The following is a 17,970-nucleotide window of genomic DNA, read 5'->3' on the forward strand; positions in this document are numbered from 1 at the left end:
CTTTCTATGGCGACTTCAGAATCACCATCCGGGCACATCGCAATGCCGTCGGGCGGGGGCATCCACCCCATCAAAATTGACCCCCCGGCCTACTGCCGCTTTCGTGGACATCAGGTTGAGTTCGCATAGCTCGGTCCTCGAACGCCATGGGGCTTAGGCAGCCCGGCTTGGAATGGCGTCGCTTCGGATTGTAGAAGCGCTCGATGTCGGCGAACACATCGGCGCGGGCGGCATCGCGGGTGCGGTAGACCTTGCGCGCGGTCCGTTCGGGACCTGCACCGGTTTCGTTCCGGTCTTTTGAGCGCGATACTCGCCATCAAGGAGACCGGATAAGCATGCCTTGAGTGGTCTCTGTTCAGGCGTGGTTTACCACGGGCGTCGATTCACGGCGCTCCTCCTCGGTTTCCACATGCCCGGCCAGTCAGCGTCAGGATTTCGTCAAGAAGTTGCCGAAATTCTGGGGCCTGATCGAAAAACCGCGAACCCAAGATTACAGCCGAAGGGAGAGATGCCGCCATGTCTGGCAAAATGCCCCTCGTGAAGACGGCCTCGTGCCGCGCGCTTACCACCGCACGGATGCTGGTGGCCACCTACTTCATTGCTCATGCCACCGGTTTCATCGTCGTGACCGACGACGTCGATCTAGTGCCTCGTGCCGGAACCGCGACCGTCGTCTCATGGGCCACCATGACCATCGTCTGGCTGACCGGCGTTGCACTTTTCATTGGCCGGATCATCCGTCCTGCGGCGGTGATCCTTGCGCTTTACACACTCTGCGCGGCGCTCGTATCTCACTCGGGACTGTTCGCCAAACCCATCGTACGCCACACGCTCTGGGTCGAGGTCGTGATGGTCGGCGCACTGGCGATGATCGCGCTCACCGCGAAACTTCAGTCTTGCCGCAGCGAAGGACTCCGCAAAGCAGCCGATGACAATGATGACGAATCGTCCCGCTCGCGCCTGGAACTGGCAGCCACCCGCGCCGCCTTGGCAGAAATCCAGGCAAGCGACCAAAGAATCTCCTACCCGCCCGCGCTGATGCGCCGTTCGGCATAAGCCCCCTTTCCTCGGACGACGCGCGCCGCTAGAGCGGGGCCATGACAGACTACCTTCACATCATTGGCGGCGGCATGGCCGGAGCCGAGGCCGCCTGGCAGGCCGCGCAGGCCGGGCTTGACGTGGTGATCCACGAGATGCGCCCGCAGACCGGCACCTTTGCCCACCGCACCGACCGGCTGGCCGAGATGGTGTGTTCCAACTCGTTCCGCTCGGACGATGACGAACAGAACGCCGTGGGCCTTCTGCATTGGGAAATGCGCGCGGCGGGCGGGCTGATCATGGCGATGGCCGACGACAACCGCCTGCCCGCGGGCGGCGCACTGGCCGTGGACCGCGACCGCTTTGCCGAGGCGGTGACCGCGCAGCTTCTGGACCATCCGAAGATCGCCGTTGAACGCACTGAAATCACGTCACTACCCGTTGATGGCCACTGGATCGTCGCGACGGGTCCGCTGACCTCGGACGCGCTGGGACAGGCGATCCGCGCCGAAACCGGCGCCGAGGCGCTGGCCTTTTTCGACGCCATCGCGCCCATCGTGCATGCCGACAGCGTGGACCTGACCCGGGCATGGTTCCAGTCGCGCTATGACAAGGGCGAGACCGAGGAAGAGCGCACCGCCTACCTGAACTGCCCAATGGATCGCGACCAGTACGAGGCCTTCATCGACGCGCTGCTCGCCGCCGAAAAGACCGAGTTCCACGAGGGCGAGACCGCAGGCTATTTCGACGGCTGCCTGCCGATCGAGGTGATGGCCGAGCGCGGGCGCGAAACGCTGCGCCACGGGCCGATGAAGCCGGTGGGGCTGACCAACCCGCATGCCCCGGAGATCAAGCCCCATGCGGTGGTGCAACTGCGCCGCGACAATGCGCTGGGCACGCTCTACAATATCGTCGGCTTCCAGACCAAGATGAAATACGGCGCGCAAACATATGTTTTCAGGATGATTCCCGGGCTTGAAAACGCCATGTTCGCGCGCCTTGGCGGGATCCACCGCAACACCTTCCTCAACGCGCCCATGCTGCTTGACGCCGAATTGCGGCTGAAATCGCGCCCCCATATCCGCTTTGCCGGGCAGATCACCGGGGTCGAGGGCTATGTGGAATCGGCCGCGATGGGCCTTTTGGCGGGTCGCCTAGCCGCGGCGGAACTCATGGGCCGCAGCCTGCCGCCCGTGCCCGCGACCACCGCCACCGGCGCGCTGGTCGCCCATATCACCGGCGGCGCGGATGCCCGGACCTTTCAGCCGATGAACGTCAATTTCGGCCTGTTCCCGCCGGTCGAGGGGCTCAGGGCCGGGCGCCGCGGCCGGCGCGACCGCTACAAGGCCTATACCGACCGCGCCAAGGCCGACTGGACAGCCTGGCTTGCCCATGGCTGAGGCGCGCACCCGCTTCGCGCCCTCGCCCACCGGGCCCCTGCATCTTGGCCACGCTTTTTCCGCGCTGACCGCCTTTGACCGCGCCCGCGCCGCGGGCGGCACCATGCTGCTCAGGATCGAGGATATCGACAGCACCCGCTGCCGCCCGGAATGGGAGGCGCTGATCTTCGACGATCTCGCCTGGCTCGGCATCGACTGGCCGCGCCCGGTCCTGCGCCAGTCCGCCCGCCTGCCCGCCCATGCCGCCGCGCTCGACCGGCTGGCCGCGATGGGGTTGACCTATCCCTGCCGCTGCCGCCGCGGCGATATCCGTGCGGCCCTTTCGGCCCCGCACGCGCCGGTCCTGGGCCCCGACGGGCCGGTCTATCCCGGCACCTGCCGCACCCGCCCGATGGATCAGGCCGGTCCCGATGACGCGATCCGGCTGAACATGCAGGCAGCCCTTGCCCGGCTGGACGCTCTCCCGGCCTTCACCGAAACCGGGCCGTCCCATGCCGGGCGCCACGCGCTGGTGCGCGATGCGCTGATCGAAACGGTTGGCGACGTGGTTCTGGCCCGGCGCGATATCGGCACCTCCTATCACCTCGCCGTGGTGGTGGATGACGCCTTCCAGCAGGTCAGCGAGGTCGTGCGCGGCGAAGACCTGTTCGAGGCCACGCCGATTCACGTTCTGCTCCAGTGCCTTCTGGGCCTGCCCTCGCCAAGCTACCACCATCACCGCCTGATCCTGGACGAGGCGGGCAAGCGGCTGGCCAAGCGCGACGACGCGCGCGCGCTGGCGCGCTACCGCGCCGACGGCGCAACGCCCGAGGACATCCGCCGCCTTGTCGAGCTCTGACGCGCCCGCTGCTTCTTCTTGGCACAAATACCCATGGCGCCTCAGCCTGCCACGGGCGCCATGATCTCCACTTCCTCGCCGTCGCGGATCGCGGTGTAGAAACAGCTTCGCCGGTTGGTGTGACAGGCCGGACCCTCCTGCTCGACCAGCAGCAACAGGCAGTCGCGGTCGCAATCCACGCGCATCTCGATCAGCCGCTGGACATGGCCGCTGCTCTCGCCCTTGACCCAGAAGGCCTGCCGCGAGCGCGACCAATAGGTGACGCGCCCGCTGTCCAGCGTGCGGGCAACCGCGTCGGCGTTCATCCAGGCCATCATCAGCACCGCCCCGCCCGTATCCTGGGCAATCGCCGGGATCAGGCCCGCCGCATCGAATTTCAGGCTTGCAGGATCGAAGGCCATGGCCGAACTCCTTTGAAAACGCGCGCGCCGGGGTTATCTATGCGCGATGCGGGCAGAAGGGAACGCCATGACCGCCGAGACCGATCTCGTCAAGCTCTACTCCCAGCGCATCCTGGCGCTGGCGGCCGACATCCCGCATCTGGGTCGGCTGGAGGCGCCGATGGCCAGCGCGCGCAAGCGCTCCCCGCTTTGTGGCTCGACGGTCAGCGTGGATCTGGACATCGCGAACGGGCGGATCACGCGCTTTGGCCAAGACGTCAAGGCCTGCGCATTGGGTCAGGCCGCGGCGGCGGTCGTCGGGGCCGCCATCCTCGGGCGCAGCCGGGACGAGGTGCAGCGTGCGCGCGACCAGCTCAAGGCGATGCTCAAGGAAAACGGCCCGCCGCCCGAACCGCCCTTCGAGGGGCTGGAGGTGCTGGCCCCCGCGCGCGAATATCGCAATCGCCACGCCTCGATCCTGCTGGCGCTGGAGGCGACGCTGGAAGCGTTTGACGCCGCCGAAGCCGCGGCCTGCGCCTGATCCGTCACAAAAAAACCGCCGCGCTCCGGTGCGGGAGGCGGCGGCAAGGTATGCGTCCGTGCAGAGAGAGGCAGGCTCCCGGCCCCTTGGGGAAAGGCGCAGGCACAGACAGCGGGCAGTGAACCGTCAGTAAAGCGCGGGCAGGTGCAGCCCCGCGAACAAGGCCACCATCAGCGCGGCGGCGCCAATCGCATCCTGCCAGAGGGTGGCGCGGCTGCGCTCAAGGGTGGCGAGCAGTTCGGTCAGCATCGGGGCAACCTCCTGTCGGATAACTTGTTGCCCATTTGTTCTCATACTTTCGGTTGTGCGTAAAGAACTTTTTAAGAACTTTCCAGAACAGACCGGAACGAAACGCCCTCAGCCCACCTGAATCAGCCGGATCGCCTTGTCCTGTTCCATCAGCCAGAGCAGCACGCGGGCGGCCTTGCCGCGCTCGGTTTCCAGCGCCGGGTCGTCGGCCAGCAGCTTGCGCGCATCGCTTTGCGCCAGCGCCATCAGCGCCGATTGCCGTTCCAGATCGGCAATGCGAAAGCGCGGCAGGCCCGATTGCGCGGTGCCGATCAGATCACCCGCGCCGCGCATCGCCAGATCCTCCTCGGCGATGCGAAAGCCGTCCTCGGTCTCGCGCAGGATTTCCAGCCGCCGCCGCCCGCTTTCGGTCAGGGGCGGCTGATACATCAACAGACAGGTCGAGGCCGCCGCCCCCCGCCCGACCCGACCGCGCAACTGGTGCAATTGCGCCAGCCCGAAACCCTCGGCCCGCTCGATCACCATGATCGAGGCGTTGGGCACGTTCACCCCCACCTCGATCACCGTGGTCGCGACCAGTACCGCCGTTTCGCCCGCCTGAAACCGGGCCATCGCGGCGTCCTTTTCGGGGCCGGGCATCTGGCCATGCACCAGCCCCACGACCCCCTCGCCCAGTGCCGCGCGCAGGCTCTGAAAGCGGTCCTCGGCCGCGGTCAGGTCCACCAGTTCCGAACCCTCGACCAGCGGGCAGACCCAATAGGTCTGCCGCCCCTCGGCGATGGCGCGGCGCAGGTGGTCCACCACCTCGTCGATCCGCCCCGCCGAGATCAGCGCGGTCTTGACCGGCGTGCGGCCCGGCGGTTTCTCGTCCAGCACCGACACGTCCATGTCGCCGTAGCTGGCCAGCGCCAGGCTGCGCGGGATCGGCGTCGCGGTCATCACCAGCACGTCCGCCCCCTGCCCCTTGGCGGCCAGTTCCATCCGCTGGGTCACGCCGAAGCGGTGCTGTTCGTCGACGATGGCCAGGCGCAAGTCGCGGAAATCCACATCCTTCTGGAACAGCGCATGCGTACCGACGAGGATCTGGATGTCGCCCGCAGCCAGCGCGGCAAGCTTGGCCCGCCGTTCGGCCCCCTTGTCGCGGCCGGTCAGGATCTCCAACACCACGCCGGCCGTCTCGGCCAGCGGGCGCAGGTTGGCCAGGTGCTGACGGGCGAGGATCTCGGTGGGCGCCATCATCACGCCCTGCCCGCCCGCCTCGACCGCGACCAGCAGCGCCATCAGCGCGACCAGCGTCTTGCCCGCGCCGACATCGCCCTGCAACAGCCGGGTCATCCGCATGGGCTGGCCCATGTCGGCGGCGATCTCGTCGATGGCGCGGGTCTGGGCGGCGGTGGGGCGGTAGGGCAGCGCGGCCAGCACGCGCGCCCGAAGCCGCCCGTCACCGATGCTTGTCCGCCCCTTGCCCCGCCGCACCGAAGCCCGCGCCAGCGCCAGCGTCAGCTGGTGGGCGAACAGCTCGTCATAGGCCAGCCGTTGCCGCGCGGGCGAGGTGGGCGCGAGTTCCCGCGCCCCGAGCGGCGCATGCGCGGTCCTCAGCGCCGCGGCCCAGACGGGCCAGCCCTCGCGGGCGCGCAGCGCGGGGTCGATCCATTCCGGCAGATCGGGCAGGCGGTCGAGCGCGGCGTGCACGGCCCGGGTCATGTGCCGGAGGCTGACGCCCGCGGTCAGCGGATAGACCGGCTCGAAATCGGGAATCGCCTCGGCCTCGTCGGGGGGCAGCATGTGGTCGGGATGGGCGATCTGGATCATGCCGTCGAAATGCTCGACCTTGCCCGAGATCACCCGCCGCGCGCCCTCGGGCAGGATCCGGCGCAGCGCCTCGCCGCGGGCGTGGAAGAAGACCAGCGTGAAGGCGGTCTCGGTATCCTGCACCTGCACCCGCCAGGGCCGGCCCCGGGCGCGCGGCGGTTCGTGGCGCAGCACCTCGATCTCGACCGTCGCCACCTCGCCGGGCGGCACCTGGCGAAGGGAGGCCCGCCGCCGCCGATCCACCCCCGAATGGGGCAGCGTGAAGATCAGATCGCGCGGCTTCTCGATGTCGATCTGCGCCAGCAGCTTGGCGGTCTTGGGGCCGACACCCTCAAGCCCGGTCAGCTCCCCGAACAGCGGGAACAGGATGTCGGGTCGGCCGCTCATGCGGTCCCGATGAGGTCGAGCCACGCCTCCTCGTCGATGGTCTCGATGCCCAGTTCGGCGGCCTGTTTCGCCTTGGACCCCGCGCCCGGCCCCGCCACGACAAGATCGGTCTTCTTCGACACCGAGCCCGCCACCTTGGCCCCCAGCGCCTCGGCCCGGGCCTTGGCCTCGGCCCGCGTCATCCGTTCCAGCGTGCCGGTAAAGACCACGGTCTTGCCTGCCACGGGGCTGTCGACCTGCCCGCGCGGCTGGGCGGGTTCCACGCTCAGATGCGCCACAAGCCGGTTGATCGAGGCGCGCTCGGCCGGTTGGTGAAAGGCCGTGACAAGCGAGGACGCCAGCACCTGCCCGACCCCGTCGATGGACAGAAGCTGTTCCCACTCGGCCCCGCCGCCCACGGTGGCGTTGGTCATCGCGGCCTCGAACGCCTGCCAGGTCAGGTAGTTGCGCGCCAGAAGGTCGGCGTTCACCTCGCCGACATGGCGGATGCCCAGCGCAAAGATCAGCCGGTTCAGCGGGATCACGCGCCGCGCCTGAATGGCGGCGAACAGGTTCGCGGCGGATTTCTCGCCCCAGCCCTCGCGGTTTCTCAGCTTGGGGATGTTCGCGCGGTCGCGCGCCTCAAGCGTGAAGATGTCGGCGGGTTCGCGGATCGGCAGCACTTCATCGCGGTAGAACATCTCGACCTGTTTCGCCCCCAGCCCCTCGATGTCGAAGGCGTTGCGCGAGACGAAATGCTTCAGCCGTTCCACCGCCTGCGCCGGGCAGATCAGCCCGCCGGTGCAGCGGCGCACCGAATCGCCCTCCTCGCGAATCGCGTCAGAGCCACATTCGGGGCAGATGGTCGGAAAGGCATAGGGCGCGGCGTCCGGGGGTCGCCTGGACAGGTCCACATCCGCCAGCTTGGGGATCACGTCGCCCGCGCGATAGACCTGCACCCAGTCGCCTTCGCGGAAATCCTTGCCGTCGCGGATCGCCATGCCCCGGGAATCGCGCCCGGCGATGTAATCCTCGTTATGCAGCGTCGCGTTCGAGACGACGACGCCGCCCACGGTAACCGGCATCAGCCGCGCAACCGGTGACAGCGCGCCGGTGCGGCCGACCTGAATCTCGATCCGTTCCAGCCGTGTCCAGGCAAGTTCGGCGGGGAACTTGTGCGCGATGGCCCAGCGCGGCGTGGTCGAGCGGAAGCCAAGCCGGTCCTGAAGCGCCAGATCGTCGACCTTGTACACCACGCCGTCGATGTCATAGCCCAGCGTCGCGCGGCGCTGTTCGATGGCGGAATAATGGGCCATCAGCGCGTCGGGCCCATCGCAAAGCGCCGTCAAGGGATTGACCGGAAATCCGAATTCCGCCAGCCGGTCAATCGCGCCCTTCTGGGTATCGGCCAGCGGCGCGCTGAGCGCACCCCAGCCATAGGCAAAGAACCCGAGCGGCCGGGATGCCGTGATCGCCGGGTCAAGCTGGCGCAGCGATCCGGCTGCGGCGTTGCGCGGATTGGCAAAGGTCTTTTGCCCGGCCTCGGCCTGACGGGTATTCAGCGCCTCGAAATCGGCATGCGCCATATAGACCTCGCCGCGCACCTCAAGGATGTCGGGCGCACCCTCGATCCGCGCGGGGATGTCGGACAGGGTGCGGGCATTGGCGGTCACGTTCTCGCCGGTCTCGCCATCGCCGCGGGTCGCGGCCTGCACCAGCCGCCCGCCCTCGTAGCGCAGGCTCAGCGACAGCCCGTCGATCTTGGGCTCGGCGGTGTAGATCAGCGGCGCGTCGTCGCCAAGGCCCAGATAGCGGCGGATGCGGGCGTCGAACTCGGCGATCTCGGCGGGCTCGAAGGCGTTTTCCAGCGACAGCATCCGCCGTTCGTGCCGGACCTTGGCAAAGCCTTCGGCGGGCGTTGCGCCCACCCGCGCCGAGGGGCTGTCCGGTCGGATGAGGGCGGGAAAGCGCGCCTCGATCTCGGCGTTGCGCCGCTTCAGCGCATCATAGGCGGCATCCGAGATGTCGGGCGCGTCATGCAGGTGATAGGCCGCATCGGCCTGCGCGATCTGATGCGCAAGACGGGCCAGTTCCGCGCGCGCCGCGTCTTCGGTCAGATGTTCGACAGGTGTCTCGGCCGTCATGCGCCCTCCCGCGGCTGCCCCCGCTCAGTGATAGGGGCGCCGCGGCGGGATTTCCAGCGGCCGCCTGGGCCGCCCGGCTGTCATGCGCCCAAGGCGATCGACCTTGGCAACTCGCCGCGCACGGGTTCGGGATCGCGCAGCACATAGCCCCGGCCCCAGACCGTCTCGATATAGGTCTCGCCGCCGGTGGCCTGGGCAAGCTTCTTGCGCAGCTTGCAGATGAAGACGTCGATGATCTTGAGTTCGGGCTCGTCCATGCCGCCGTAAAGATGGTTCAGGAACATCTCCTTGGTCAGCGTCGTGCCCTTCCTCAGCGACAGAAGTTCCAGCATCTGATATTCCTTGCCGGTCAGATGCACGGGCTTTCCCTCGACATCGACCGTTTTGGCATCGAGGTTAACCTCGATGCGTCCGGTGCGGATGACCGACTGGGCGTGCCCCTTGGACCGGCGGATGATCGCGTGGATGCGCGCGACCAGTTCCTCGCGGTGGAACGGCTTTGTCATGTAATCGTCAGCGCCGAAGCCGAATCCCTTGATCTTGTTCTCGGTATCGGACGCGCCCGACAGGATCAGGATCGGCGTATCGATCCGCGCAAGACGAAGCTGGCGCAACACTTCATGCCCGTTCATGTCCGGCAGGTTCAGATCGAGCAGGATCAGGTCATAATCGTAGAGTTTCGCAAGGTCGATACCTTCTTCGCCCAGATCGGTCGTGTAGACGTTCAGGTTGGCATGGGTCAGCATCAGCTCGATGCTTTTGGCCGTAGTCGGGTCGTCTTCCACCAGAAGCACGCGCATGGCTGGGCTCTCCGCTAAGTCGTCTTACGTTTGCAAACCCTGACGAAAAATGGTTAACTTCATCTTACCTTAAGGTTGATGGTAACATTTACAATTTAAGGTTGTCCAGTTAATTTCGCGTCAGGGTTGTCTGAACTCCTTCAGCGCCGTGACCTTCAGCCCCCGCAACCCATGCTCGCGCACCGCGGTTCGCCAGCCGTCGAGTTCCTCTTCGGACAGCCCGTAGCGGTCCAGCGCCTCGGCCTCGGAGATAAGCCCGGCTGCAACAGCCTTGACCACGGCGGCCTTGCGGCTGGCAACCCACCGGCGCGTGTCCACCGGCGGCAGGTCGGCCCGCGTCATGGTCGTCCCATCGGGCAGCGTGACGGTTCGCGGCCCATCGATGCGTTTCAGAAACATCGGCACTCGTCCCTCTTGAGGATGAACCGAAACTGGCCCCGCATGCTTAAGAGGGGATGAAACGGAGGGTTGAGAGTATCTCGCATTTTCCTATATTCTCACGAATGTTCCCCAGGAGTGCTCCCATGCCGCTTGACAGCGCGACTCGCCCGCTGAACTCGCTGGGCTTTGCCAAGCCCGAGGCGGAAACCCGCGTGCTCGTCGCCATGTCGGGCGGCGTCGACAGTTCGGTTGTCGCCGCGCAACTGGCCGAGGAGGGCTATGACGTGGTGGGCATCACGCTTCAGCTTTACGACCATGGCGCCGCGCTGGCGAAAAAGGGCGCGTGCTGCGCCGGGCGGGACATCCATGACGCCCGCCGGGTGGCCGAGCAGGTGGGTTTCCCCCATTACGTTCTGGACTATGAAAACGCCTTTCGTGAGGCCGTGATCGAGGAATTTGCCGACGCCTATCTGGCCGGCGCGACGCCCGTGCCCTGCATCCGCTGCAACGAGAGGGTCAAGTTCCGCGACCTTCTGGAGACGGCCAGGGAGCTTGACGCCGACTGCATGGCGACCGGGCATTACATCCGGCGGATGGCGGGCGCGCAGGGGCCGGAACTGCACCGTGCAGCCGATCCTGCCCGCGACCAGTCCTATTTCCTGTTCTCGACGACCCGCGAGCAGCTCGAGTTCCTGCGCTTCCCGCTGGGGGGCCTGCCCGACAAAGCCGCGACCCGGGCGCTGGCGGCGAAATACGGGCTGCCCGTGGCCGACAAGCCCGACAGCCAGGACATCTGTTTCGTCCCCGAGGGCAATTATGCCTCGGTCATCGAGAAGCTGCGCCCGGGCGCGGCCGAGCCAGGCGAGATCGTGCATGCCGATGGCCGCGTGCTGGGGGTGCATGAGGGCGTGATCCACTACACCATCGGCCAGCGCCGGGGGCTGGGGATCGGCGGGCTGACCGAGCCGCTTTTCGTGGTGCGGCTGGATGTCGATGCGCGGCAGGTGATCGTCGGGCCGAAAGAGATGCTGGCCACGCGGCTGGTACATCTTGGCGAGGTGAACTGGCTGGGCGATGCGCCGATCGGGACACAGGCCGAATGGCCGGTTCTGGTGCGCGTCCGCTCGACCCGGCCGCCGCGCGAAGCAATCCTGCGGCCGGTTTCGGAGCGCGAGGCGGTGGTCGAGTTGCTGGCCCCCGAGGAAGGCGTGAGCCCCGGCCAGGCCTGTGTATTCTACGAGACCGAGGGCACCCGGGTTCTGGGTGGCGGCTGGATCCGGGCGGGCGGCTGAGCCCCTGCGCAAGCGCCGCGCGGGATGTCTGGCGGCGGGATAATGGGTATTTTTGCCAAGAAGAAGACCGGCATTCAGCCAAGCCCGTCAAGGACGGCGCGGGCAGCGCGCAGGCCGGGGGCCTCGCCGCCCTGCCCCAGCCGGGTCATGGTCAGGCGCGCGGCCGACAGTTGCGCGGCGCGGGCCTCGGGATCGTCCAGAAGCCGCACAAGCGCGGCGGCAATCGGCGCGGGCTTGCAGGCGGCGCCGAGGAATTCGGGCACGGTGCGGGTTTCCGAGACGATATTGACCAGCGTGACCGTGTCGAGCCGCAGCATCCGGCCGATGATCGCGCGCGAAAGCCAGTTCATGTCATAGGCGATGACCATGGGCGTGGCGGCGGCGGCCAGTTCCAGCGAGACCGTGCCCGAGGCGGCCAGCGCCAGATCGGCGGCGGCGAAACCGGCGCGCTTGTCGGCGGGCGGGGTGGTGCGGGGGTCGAGGATCAGCGGCGCGCCGGGCCAGTCGCGGGTCAGGTGCAGGACCGCATCGGCGACCGGGCTGGCCGCGGGGACGACGACGCGCAACGCCGGGTGGCGGGCCAGAACGGGGGCGAGTGCCGCGCCGAAGACCGAGGCAAGGCGCGCAACCTCGCCCCGGCGCGATCCGGGCAGGGCAAGGATCAGCGGCGCATCGGGCGCGATGCCATGGGCGGCGCGGAAGGCAGCGGCCTCGGCTGGCGTGGCGTGCGGCTGGGCGACGACCGGGTGGCCGACGAAATCGCAACGCATGCCTTCGGCCTGCATGTAGGGCGGCTCGAACGGGAAGAGCGCCAGCACCTGGTCGATCATCCGCGCCATCCGTGCCGCGCGTTTCGGCCGCCAGGCCCAGACGGTGGGGGCGACGTAATGCACCGTGCGGATGCGGCTGGCGGCCTTCACCCGGGCGGCGACGCGCAGGGAAAAATCGGGGCTGTCGATGGTGATCAGTGCATCGGGTTTGAGGTTCAGCACCGCGTCGGCGGATTGGGCGATCCGGCGTTTCAGCGCGAAATAGCGCGGCAGCACCTCGGCGATGCCCATGACCGACAGCTCGTCCATGGGAAAGAGGCTGGTCAGCCCCTCGGCCTGCATCAGCGGGCCGCCGATACCGTGAAACGCGACCCCCGGCGCCAAGGACTTGAGCCCCGCCATCAACGCCGCGCCCAGCGCATCGCCCGAAGGCTCGCCCGCGATCAGGAAGAACCGGGGCGGGCGGCTCACGGGGTTCGGACCCAGAGAAACAGCCCCGCCCGATCGGCGCGGGCGATGGTTTCGGCGGGGTCGAGCAGCAGCACGCCCCCGGCCTCGACGACGATCCCGGCAAGGCCCGCGCGAGCGGCGGCCTCGACCGTGGCGGGGCCGATGGCGGGCAGGTCGACGCGGCGATCCTGGCCCGGTTTCGGCGCCTTGCAGACCACACCCCTTGCGCCCTTGGGATCGGGGCGGCAGGCGCCTGCGACCTCGGCCACCCAGGCCAGCATCGCATCCGTGCCGGGCAGCGCTTCGACCGCAAGGCAGAGCCCCTGTGCCACGACCGCCCCCTGCCCCACATCCGCCGCCCCCAGCGCCGCGACGATCTGTACGGCGCGGGCGGCGTCGCGTTCGTCGGCGGGGCCGGGCCGAGCCTGCGTCAGCACGCCGGGCGGCGGCAGCAGGTCGGGCGCCACGGCCTCGGCGCCGACCACGGCAAAGCCCTCCTCCTCGAACAGGGCGATCACCGCGCGCAGGGTCGCGTCATCGCCCTGGGCCAGTGCCGGGACGATCCGCGGCAGCAATTGCGCGGTGCGCGGGTCGATGCGTTCGGGGTCAAGCCGCGGCCGGGTCACGGCGCCGACCATCACCACGCGGGTCACGCCGTTTTCGTGCAGGTGGTCGAACAGAAGCGCCAGCCGTTCGAGCGCGAAGCGCATGACCGGAAGCCCGTCGGGATTGTCCATCGCAAAGCCCTCGACCTCGGCGATCACGAAGGGCGCGCCCGAGGCGGCCAGCGCGCGGGCCAGATGCGCGGGCAGCGCGCCGCGTCCGGCGATCAGGGCGGTCGCGCCCGCCATCAGCGCGGGGTCAGGAAGGAGCGGTCGGTATCGGCGAGCACGAACTCGACCATCTCGCGGACATGGGGGCTGTCGGTTTCCGCATGGATGCGGCGAGCGCGATCCATGAACGCGCCCTCGCCCTGCGCCAGCGCCTGAAAGGCCGCGCGCAGCGCCGAGATATCCTCGCGCGCCACACCGCGGCGTTTAAGCCCGACAAGGTTCAGCCCGTCCAGCACGCCGCGCGGCCCCTGCACCAGACCATAGGGAATGACATCATTCGTCACCATCGTCACCGCGCCGATGATCGCGCCGCGGCCGACCCGCACGAATTGATGGATACCAGACAGCCCGCCGATGATCACGTCGTCGCCAATGACGCAATGCCCCGCCAGCGCCGAGTTGTTGACCATGATGACCCGGTCGCCCACCTGCGCGTCATGGGCGACATGGGCGCCCATCATGAACAGGCAATCGTCACCGACCCGGGTAATGCCGCCGCCGCCCTCGGTGCCGGTGTTCATCGTGACGCCCTCGCGGATGCGGTTGCGCGCGCCGACGATCAGGCGGGTGTCCTCGCCGCGGTATTTCAGGTCCTGCGGGATGTCGCCGATATTGGCGAAGGGGAAGATCACCGTGCCCTCGCCGATCTCGGTCAGGCCGGTGACAATGGCGTGGCTCTTGACCTCGACCCCTGCCCCCAGACGCACCTTGGGCCCGATCACCGAGAACGGGCCGATGACGCAGCCCGGGCCGATCTGGGCGCCGTCTTCGACAATGGCGGACGAGTGAATGCGGGCGGTCGGGTCGATGGCCATATTCCTACTCCTGCGGCAGGTCCATCATCGCGGTGAATTCGGCCTCGGCGGCGACCTCGTCGCCCACCATCGCGACGCCCGCGAATTTCCAGACCTTCTTTCCCCCGCGCTTGACGGTGATGTGCAGTTCCAGCACATCGCCGGGCCCCACCTTGCGGCGGAACTTGGCGCTGTCGATGGCCATGAAATAGACCAGAAGCTGGCTGTCGACCTTGCCCAGGGACAGACCGGCCATGACCGCCGCGGTCTGGGCCATGGCCTCGATGATGGTCACACCCGGCATGACCGGGGTGCCGGGAAAATGGCCTTGGAAATGCGGCTCGTTGAAGGTCACGTTCTTGATGCCCACCGCACTTTCATAGGGCACGATCCCCGTCACCCGGTCGATCAGCAGGAACGGGTAGCGATGCGGGATGACCCGCTGGATCAGCTGGATATCGGCCTCGGTCACGACCTCGGTCGCGGGGGCACTGGTCATCTGAACATACTCCTTGCACTCGGCCCAGGCGCGCGGCCCGGCATCCGGCAGCCCTAACAACTCCCCTCGCTCGGGGCAAGACGGGCTACTCTGCCGACACCTCGCCGCCGGTTTCGGGGCCTGCTCCAGACGGTTCCAACGCCTCGGGCGCAAGGCGGTCGTCTATTGCGGCTATGGCCTCGTCGGTGATGTCAACCTGTTCAGCCGACAGGATCACCGCATCCCGTTCCAGCACCACGACCCCGCCCCTCTCGCGCACGATCTCGGCAACCAGCGGCAGCACCTGGCGGTAGAACGCCTGCTGACCCGCCTCGCGGCGCTGGGCAAGAGCACGCGCCTTGGCGTCCTGGGCGCGACGGGTCATCACCACCTTTTCGTCAAAGGCCTCGGCAAGCGTGCGGAATTCCTCGGGTGGGAGGGTACGGCGACGTTCGGTAAGATCGCGCTCTTCCGCGATAAGTTCGGCCTCGATCTGCCGGTTCTCGGAGGCAAGTGCAGCGCTGTCGGCCTCAAGAGCATCACTCAGCGCCCGTCCGGCCCGACTGTCGCTGAAAAGCCGCTCCTGATCGAGGGTCAGGACGGGACTGCGCAGGATTGGCGCATCCTGTGCGGGCGCAAGCGCGGGCGCGCCCCACGCCAGCAGGAGGGCCAGCACAGCCGCGCGCACCCGGCCCATCCGATCAGAACCGTGTCGAGATCGTCAGGTCGAAGTTCTGGGTGCGGTCGTAGCTCTTCTTCTTGACGGCCTCGGAGAAGTTGAAGCGCAATGGCCCTATCGGCGTGTCCCAGAAGATCGAGACGCCGACCGATGAACGCAGGCTGAAATCGTCATCCACCGCGCCCGGATTATCGAGATTCCAAACCGAGCCGACATCGGCGAACAGACCCCCGGTGATCCCGTATTCCTCGGGTAGGCCTAGCGGGAATTCCGCCTCGAACCGGGCCACCGCATACATGTTGCCGCCCAGCGCCGCGCCGCCGCGGTTTTCAGGTTGCCGCGGACCGATCCCGTTGCCTTCGAATCCGCGAATCTTGCCGTTCAGGAAATAGCGGTCAAGAAGCCGACTGTCCTCGTTGCCCAACATCGACAAAACGCCGCCCTCAAGCTCGGCCCGCAGCGTGATTTCCTCGTTCCAGACCATGGTCTGCGCCCCAACCAGGGCGGTGGTCTCGATATACTCCAGATCACCGCCAAGGCCGGCATAATCCTGGCTGAATTCCAGCCGGATGCCGGAATTCGGGTCGAGCCCGGTCCGGCGAGAATCGTAGCTGTAGGTATAGCCGATCTTGGAATAGGTCAGCGCACCGCGATCCGCATCGTCCTGGATGATCCCCGGACCGCCCGTATAGTTACGGATATTGCCTTCGCCCACGGTATAGCGAATTTGCAGCCGACTGCTCTCGGATATCGGGAATTGCAATGAGGGAGATATCTCGATCAGACGGGTATCATACTCGGCATTGAACCGCCCTTCGGTCTCGGCATAGATCGCCGAAAAGCCGAACCGCACATCCCGGCCCAGGAAGGCAGGCTCGGCGAAGACGAACCGCGAGGTGGAATTGTCGGTTCCGGTGTCGACGCGGAAGCTGAGTAGCTGCCCGCGGCCAAGGAAATTCGATTCGGTGAAAGAGATAGCCGCGCCCGCACCGTTGACCTCGGAATAGCTGAGACCGAACGCGAGCGACCCGGTCGGTTGTTCCTCGACATCGACATTCACAACCATCTGGTCGGGCGCACTGCCCTCGCGCGCGGTGACCTCGCTGCGCGAGAAGAAACCCAGCGCGCGGATGCGGTCGGCGGCCTCGCGTATTTCTCGCGGATTGAACGGATCGCCCTCGACGGTGCGGAACTGGTGGCGCACCACCCGGTCGAGCGTGGTGGCGTTGCCCTCGATGTCGATGCGTTCGACGAACATCCGCGGTCCGCGCGTGACGGCAAACTCGATGTCCAGGGTCAGATCGCGATCATTGCGCACGACACGAGGTTCGACCCGGATGAAATTCAGCCCCTTGCGGGTCGCCAGACGTTCCATCCTTGCGATGGTATTCTCGACGGCAAGCGGGCTGTAGACCTGTCCCGGCTTGATGTTTGCCGCGCGCTGGAACTCGTCCGCATCGACCTCGGCAAGATCGGACACCGTCGTCACCCGGCCGAAGCGGAACTGTTGGCCCTCGCGGATGGTGAAGGTCAGAAGATAGCCGTCGCGATTGCGCGTCAGTTCCGGCGCAACCGACAGCACCTGGAAATCGACAAAACCGCGCGAGGTGTAGAAGTCGCTCAGAACCTGCTTATCGAACTCGATCCGGTCGGCGATGAAGGTGTCTGACCGAATGATCCGGCGCAGGATGCCTGCCTGCTTGGTCCCCAGTGCCCGGCGAAGGCGGCTTTCCGAATAGGCGCGGTTGCCAACGAAGGAGATGCGCTCGATCTCGACCACGGCGCCCTCGACGATCTCGAAGACCAGGTCGACGCGATTCTCGGACCGGCGGATGATCTTGGGCGTGACGCTGGCGGCCAGTCGACCCTGCTGTTCATAGGCGGTGACGATGGCGGCGGCATCGGTCTCGGCCATGCTTGGCGAATAGACCCGGCGCGATTGCGAACGGACGATCGAGGCGAGGTCATCGTCCTTGATCCGGGCATTGCCCTCGAACGCGATGCGGTTGATCGTGGGATATTCGGTGACGTTGATCACCAGCGTGTTGCCGCGGGGCGAAAGCTCGACCGTCTCGAACAGCCCGCTGCCTGAAATCGCCTGATAGGCATCGTTCAGCCGCGCCGCCGACACCGGCTCGCCCCGGGCGATCCCGGCATAGGACAGGATCGTCGCGGCATCGATGCGCTGGTTGCCGTTCACCTCGACCGACGAGAAGCGGTAGGTCTGCGCCTGCACCGCCTGCGGCACAAGCGCCACGGCCCCCGCGCTGCCCAGCAGCACCGTCGCCGCCAGTAGATGAGCCCGACCGCGTCGGCCGAGGTTCCCGCGTGCAGAAATTGACATGTCGCCGTCCCGCCCTGACGTGTTTTTTCTGTGACTTTAGCTACCGGGAACGCCGGAGGATGTCAAAAGGTCAGGACCTGGAAAACGGCGCGCGTTGCCCTCATCCCTCAGCCGGGCAACGGCAGAGGGATGGGTTGCAGAACGCCCCTGCTGCGCGGCGCTCAGAGCCCCGTGAGCCAGCCGCCCAGCATGAGCGCAAGTGCGATTGCAAAGGGAAAAAGCAGCCTGTCCCCGTTCAACTGCATCAACAGCGACAGCCCGCGCAAGCCGTCGCGAAGGGTTTCGATGGCCTGGCTCATGCCGAATCCGTCTGTCTGCCCCGAGTTGCGAACCTGCATGCATCCTGACCGCGCATTGTGGCGGCAAGAGGGCGGGTCCAAT

At 67.1% G+C, this 17,970-nt stretch carries 18 protein-coding genes and 1 pseudogene; 5 read left to right on the forward strand and 14 right to left on the reverse strand.

Annotated features, from left to right (window positions below; genetic code table 11):
* Positions 1-70 precede the first annotated feature (70 nt).
* A pseudogene (locus EV216_RS10700) lies at positions 71-268 on the reverse strand (hypothetical protein); the annotation flags it as partial.
* Between the two features lie 260 nt (positions 269-528).
* Here EV216_RS10700 and EV216_RS10705 point away from each other — a divergent pair.
* Genes EV216_RS10705 through gluQRS form a run of 3 tightly spaced genes read left to right on the forward strand, consistent with a single transcriptional unit; the run spans position 529 to position 3,276 of the window.
* Positions 529-1,056, forward strand: a complete 528-nt coding sequence (locus EV216_RS10705) for a DoxX family membrane protein (RefSeq protein ID WP_481404351.1) — start codon at positions 529-531, stop codon at positions 1,054-1,056.
* Positions 1,057-1,097: 41 nt separating this feature from the next.
* Positions 1,098-2,438, forward strand: coding sequence for a methylenetetrahydrofolate--tRNA-(uracil(54)-C(5))-methyltransferase (FADH(2)-oxidizing) TrmFO (trmFO, locus tag EV216_RS10710; protein WP_132695331.1), 1,341 nt, complete (start codon positions 1,098-1,100; stop codon positions 2,436-2,438).
* A complete protein-coding gene (gluQRS, locus tag EV216_RS10715) occupies positions 2,431-3,276 on the forward strand; it encodes a tRNA glutamyl-Q(34) synthetase GluQRS (RefSeq protein WP_132695333.1) in 846 nt (281 codons plus the stop codon). The genes trmFO and gluQRS overlap by 8 nt, the downstream gene beginning before the upstream one ends.
* Positions 3,277-3,317: 41 nt before the next feature.
* On the opposite strand, the gene hisI is transcribed toward gluQRS, so the two are convergent.
* Positions 3,318-3,677, reverse strand: a complete 360-nt coding sequence (gene hisI / locus EV216_RS10720; protein WP_132695335.1) for a phosphoribosyl-AMP cyclohydrolase — start codon at positions 3,675-3,677, stop codon at positions 3,318-3,320.
* A 67-nt stretch (positions 3,678-3,744) separates the two neighbouring features.
* Here hisI and EV216_RS10725 point away from each other — a divergent pair, with 67 nt between their 5' ends.
* The gene (locus EV216_RS10725) at positions 3,745-4,197 is read left to right on the forward strand and encodes an iron-sulfur cluster assembly scaffold protein (protein ID WP_132695337.1); all 453 of its coding nucleotides are present in this window, start codon (positions 3,745-3,747) and stop codon (positions 4,195-4,197) included.
* 126 nt (positions 4,198-4,323) lie between these two features.
* Here EV216_RS10725 and EV216_RS18775 read toward each other — a convergent pair whose 3' ends face one another.
* The 5 genes from EV216_RS18775 to sciP all read right to left on the reverse strand — a co-directional run bounded on the left by EV216_RS18775 (position 4,324) and on the right by sciP (position 9,967).
* Positions 4,324-4,446 carry a hypothetical protein gene (locus EV216_RS18775; RefSeq protein WP_279388205.1) on the reverse strand — a complete coding sequence of 41 codons (123 nt, stop codon included), beginning with the start codon at positions 4,444-4,446 and terminating at the stop codon, positions 4,324-4,326.
* A gap of 108 nt (positions 4,447-4,554) precedes the next feature.
* Positions 4,555-6,645, reverse strand: a complete 2,091-nt coding sequence (gene recG, locus EV216_RS10730) for an ATP-dependent DNA helicase RecG (RefSeq protein WP_132695339.1) — start codon at positions 6,643-6,645, stop codon at positions 4,555-4,557.
* Complete coding sequence (gene ligA / locus EV216_RS10735; RefSeq protein ID WP_132695340.1) at positions 6,642-8,768, reverse strand: NAD-dependent DNA ligase LigA; 2,127 nt, start codon at positions 8,766-8,768, stop codon at positions 6,642-6,644. Before ligA ends, recG begins: the two co-directional genes overlap by 4 nt.
* A gap of 80 nt (positions 8,769-8,848) precedes the next feature.
* Positions 8,849-9,568, reverse strand: a complete 720-nt coding sequence (ctrA, locus tag EV216_RS10740) for a response regulator transcription factor CtrA (RefSeq protein WP_132695342.1) — start codon at positions 9,566-9,568, stop codon at positions 8,849-8,851.
* 120 nt (positions 9,569-9,688) lie between these two features.
* Positions 9,689-9,967 carry a CtrA inhibitor SciP gene (gene sciP / locus EV216_RS10745; protein ID WP_132695344.1) on the reverse strand — a complete coding sequence of 93 codons (279 nt, stop codon included), beginning with the start codon at positions 9,965-9,967 and terminating at the stop codon, positions 9,689-9,691.
* A gap of 125 nt (positions 9,968-10,092) precedes the next feature.
* On the opposite strand from sciP, the gene mnmA reads away from it, so the two are divergent.
* Positions 10,093-11,241: a tRNA 2-thiouridine(34) synthase MnmA gene (mnmA, locus tag EV216_RS10750; RefSeq protein ID WP_132695346.1), complete on the forward strand. Its 1,149-nt coding sequence runs from the start codon at positions 10,093-10,095 to the stop codon at positions 11,239-11,241.
* Positions 11,242-11,315: 74 nt separating this feature from the next.
* Here the strand turns inward: mnmA and lpxB are convergent, their stop codons facing one another.
* The 7 genes from lpxB to EV216_RS18280 all read right to left on the reverse strand — a co-directional run bounded on the left by lpxB (position 11,316) and on the right by EV216_RS18280 (position 17,888).
* Entirely contained in the window at positions 11,316-12,482 is a 1,167-nt protein-coding gene (gene lpxB / locus EV216_RS10755) for a lipid-A-disaccharide synthase (RefSeq protein ID WP_132695347.1), read from the reverse strand.
* Complete coding sequence (locus tag EV216_RS10760; RefSeq protein WP_132695349.1) at positions 12,479-13,315, reverse strand: LpxI family protein; 837 nt, start codon at positions 13,313-13,315, stop codon at positions 12,479-12,481. The genes lpxB and EV216_RS10760 overlap by 4 nt, the downstream gene beginning before the upstream one ends.
* A complete protein-coding gene (lpxA, locus tag EV216_RS10765; RefSeq protein WP_132695350.1) occupies positions 13,312-14,109 on the reverse strand; it encodes an acyl-ACP--UDP-N-acetylglucosamine O-acyltransferase in 798 nt (265 codons plus the stop codon). Before lpxA ends, EV216_RS10760 begins: the two co-directional genes overlap by 4 nt.
* A 4-nt stretch (positions 14,110-14,113) precedes the next feature.
* Positions 14,114-14,587, reverse strand: coding sequence for a 3-hydroxyacyl-ACP dehydratase FabZ (gene fabZ, locus EV216_RS10770; RefSeq protein WP_132695352.1), 474 nt, complete (start codon positions 14,585-14,587; stop codon positions 14,114-14,116).
* Between the two features lie 85 nt (positions 14,588-14,672).
* Positions 14,673-15,263, reverse strand: coding sequence for an OmpH/Skp family outer membrane protein (locus EV216_RS10775; RefSeq protein WP_132695353.1), 591 nt, complete (start codon positions 15,261-15,263; stop codon positions 14,673-14,675).
* Positions 15,264-15,267: 4 nt separating this feature from the next.
* The gene (bamA, locus tag EV216_RS10780) at positions 15,268-17,589 is read right to left on the reverse strand and encodes an outer membrane protein assembly factor BamA (protein WP_132695355.1); all 2,322 of its coding nucleotides are present in this window, start codon (positions 17,587-17,589) and stop codon (positions 15,268-15,270) included.
* A gap of 161 nt (positions 17,590-17,750) precedes the next feature.
* Positions 17,751-17,888, reverse strand: a complete 138-nt coding sequence (locus EV216_RS18280; RefSeq protein ID WP_165899222.1) for a hypothetical protein — start codon at positions 17,886-17,888, stop codon at positions 17,751-17,753.
* Positions 17,889-17,970: the final 82 nt, after the last annotated feature.

The sequence above is a fragment of the Rhodovulum steppense genome (genome assembly GCF_004339675.1).
In the GTDB taxonomy this organism is placed as follows: domain Bacteria; phylum Pseudomonadota; class Alphaproteobacteria; order Rhodobacterales; family Rhodobacteraceae; genus Rhodovulum; species Rhodovulum steppense.

Bases quoted from the DNA above. Each gene is read 5' to 3' on its own strand.
- EV216_RS10705 (WP_481404351.1), top strand. From the start codon at position 529: ATGCCCCTCGTGAAGACGGCCTCGTGCCGCGCGCTTACCACCGCACGG.
- trmFO (WP_132695331.1), top strand. From the start codon at position 1,098: ATGACAGACTACCTTCACATCATTGGCGGCGGCATGGCCGGAGCCGAG.
- gluQRS (WP_132695333.1), top strand. From the start codon at position 2,431: ATGGCTGAGGCGCGCACCCGCTTCGCGCCCTCGCCCACCGGGCCCCTG.
- hisI (WP_132695335.1), bottom strand. From the start codon at position 3,677: ATGGCCTTCGATCCTGCAAGCCTGAAATTCGATGCGGCGGGCCTGATC.
- EV216_RS10725 (WP_132695337.1), top strand. From the start codon at position 3,745: ATGACCGCCGAGACCGATCTCGTCAAGCTCTACTCCCAGCGCATCCTG.
- EV216_RS18775 (WP_279388205.1), bottom strand. From the start codon at position 4,446: ATGCTGACCGAACTGCTCGCCACCCTTGAGCGCAGCCGCGCCACCCTC.
- recG (WP_132695339.1), bottom strand. From the start codon at position 6,645: ATGAGCGGCCGACCCGACATCCTGTTCCCGCTGTTCGGGGAGCTGACC.
- ligA (WP_132695340.1), bottom strand. From the start codon at position 8,768: ATGACGGCCGAGACACCTGTCGAACATCTGACCGAAGACGCGGCGCGC.
- ctrA (WP_132695342.1), bottom strand. From the start codon at position 9,568: ATGCGCGTGCTTCTGGTGGAAGACGACCCGACTACGGCCAAAAGCATC.
- sciP (WP_132695344.1), bottom strand. From the start codon at position 9,967: ATGTTTCTGAAACGCATCGATGGGCCGCGAACCGTCACGCTGCCCGAT.
- mnmA (WP_132695346.1), top strand. From the start codon at position 10,093: ATGCCGCTTGACAGCGCGACTCGCCCGCTGAACTCGCTGGGCTTTGCC.
- lpxA (WP_132695350.1), bottom strand. From the start codon at position 14,109: ATGGCCATCGACCCGACCGCCCGCATTCACTCGTCCGCCATTGTCGAA.
- fabZ (WP_132695352.1), bottom strand. From the start codon at position 14,587: ATGACCAGTGCCCCCGCGACCGAGGTCGTGACCGAGGCCGATATCCAG.
- EV216_RS10775 (WP_132695353.1), bottom strand. From the start codon at position 15,263: ATGGGCCGGGTGCGCGCGGCTGTGCTGGCCCTCCTGCTGGCGTGGGGC.
- bamA (WP_132695355.1), bottom strand. From the start codon at position 17,589: ATGTCAATTTCTGCACGCGGGAACCTCGGCCGACGCGGTCGGGCTCAT.
- EV216_RS18280 (WP_165899222.1), bottom strand. From the start codon at position 17,888: ATGAGCCAGGCCATCGAAACCCTTCGCGACGGCTTGCGCGGGCTGTCG.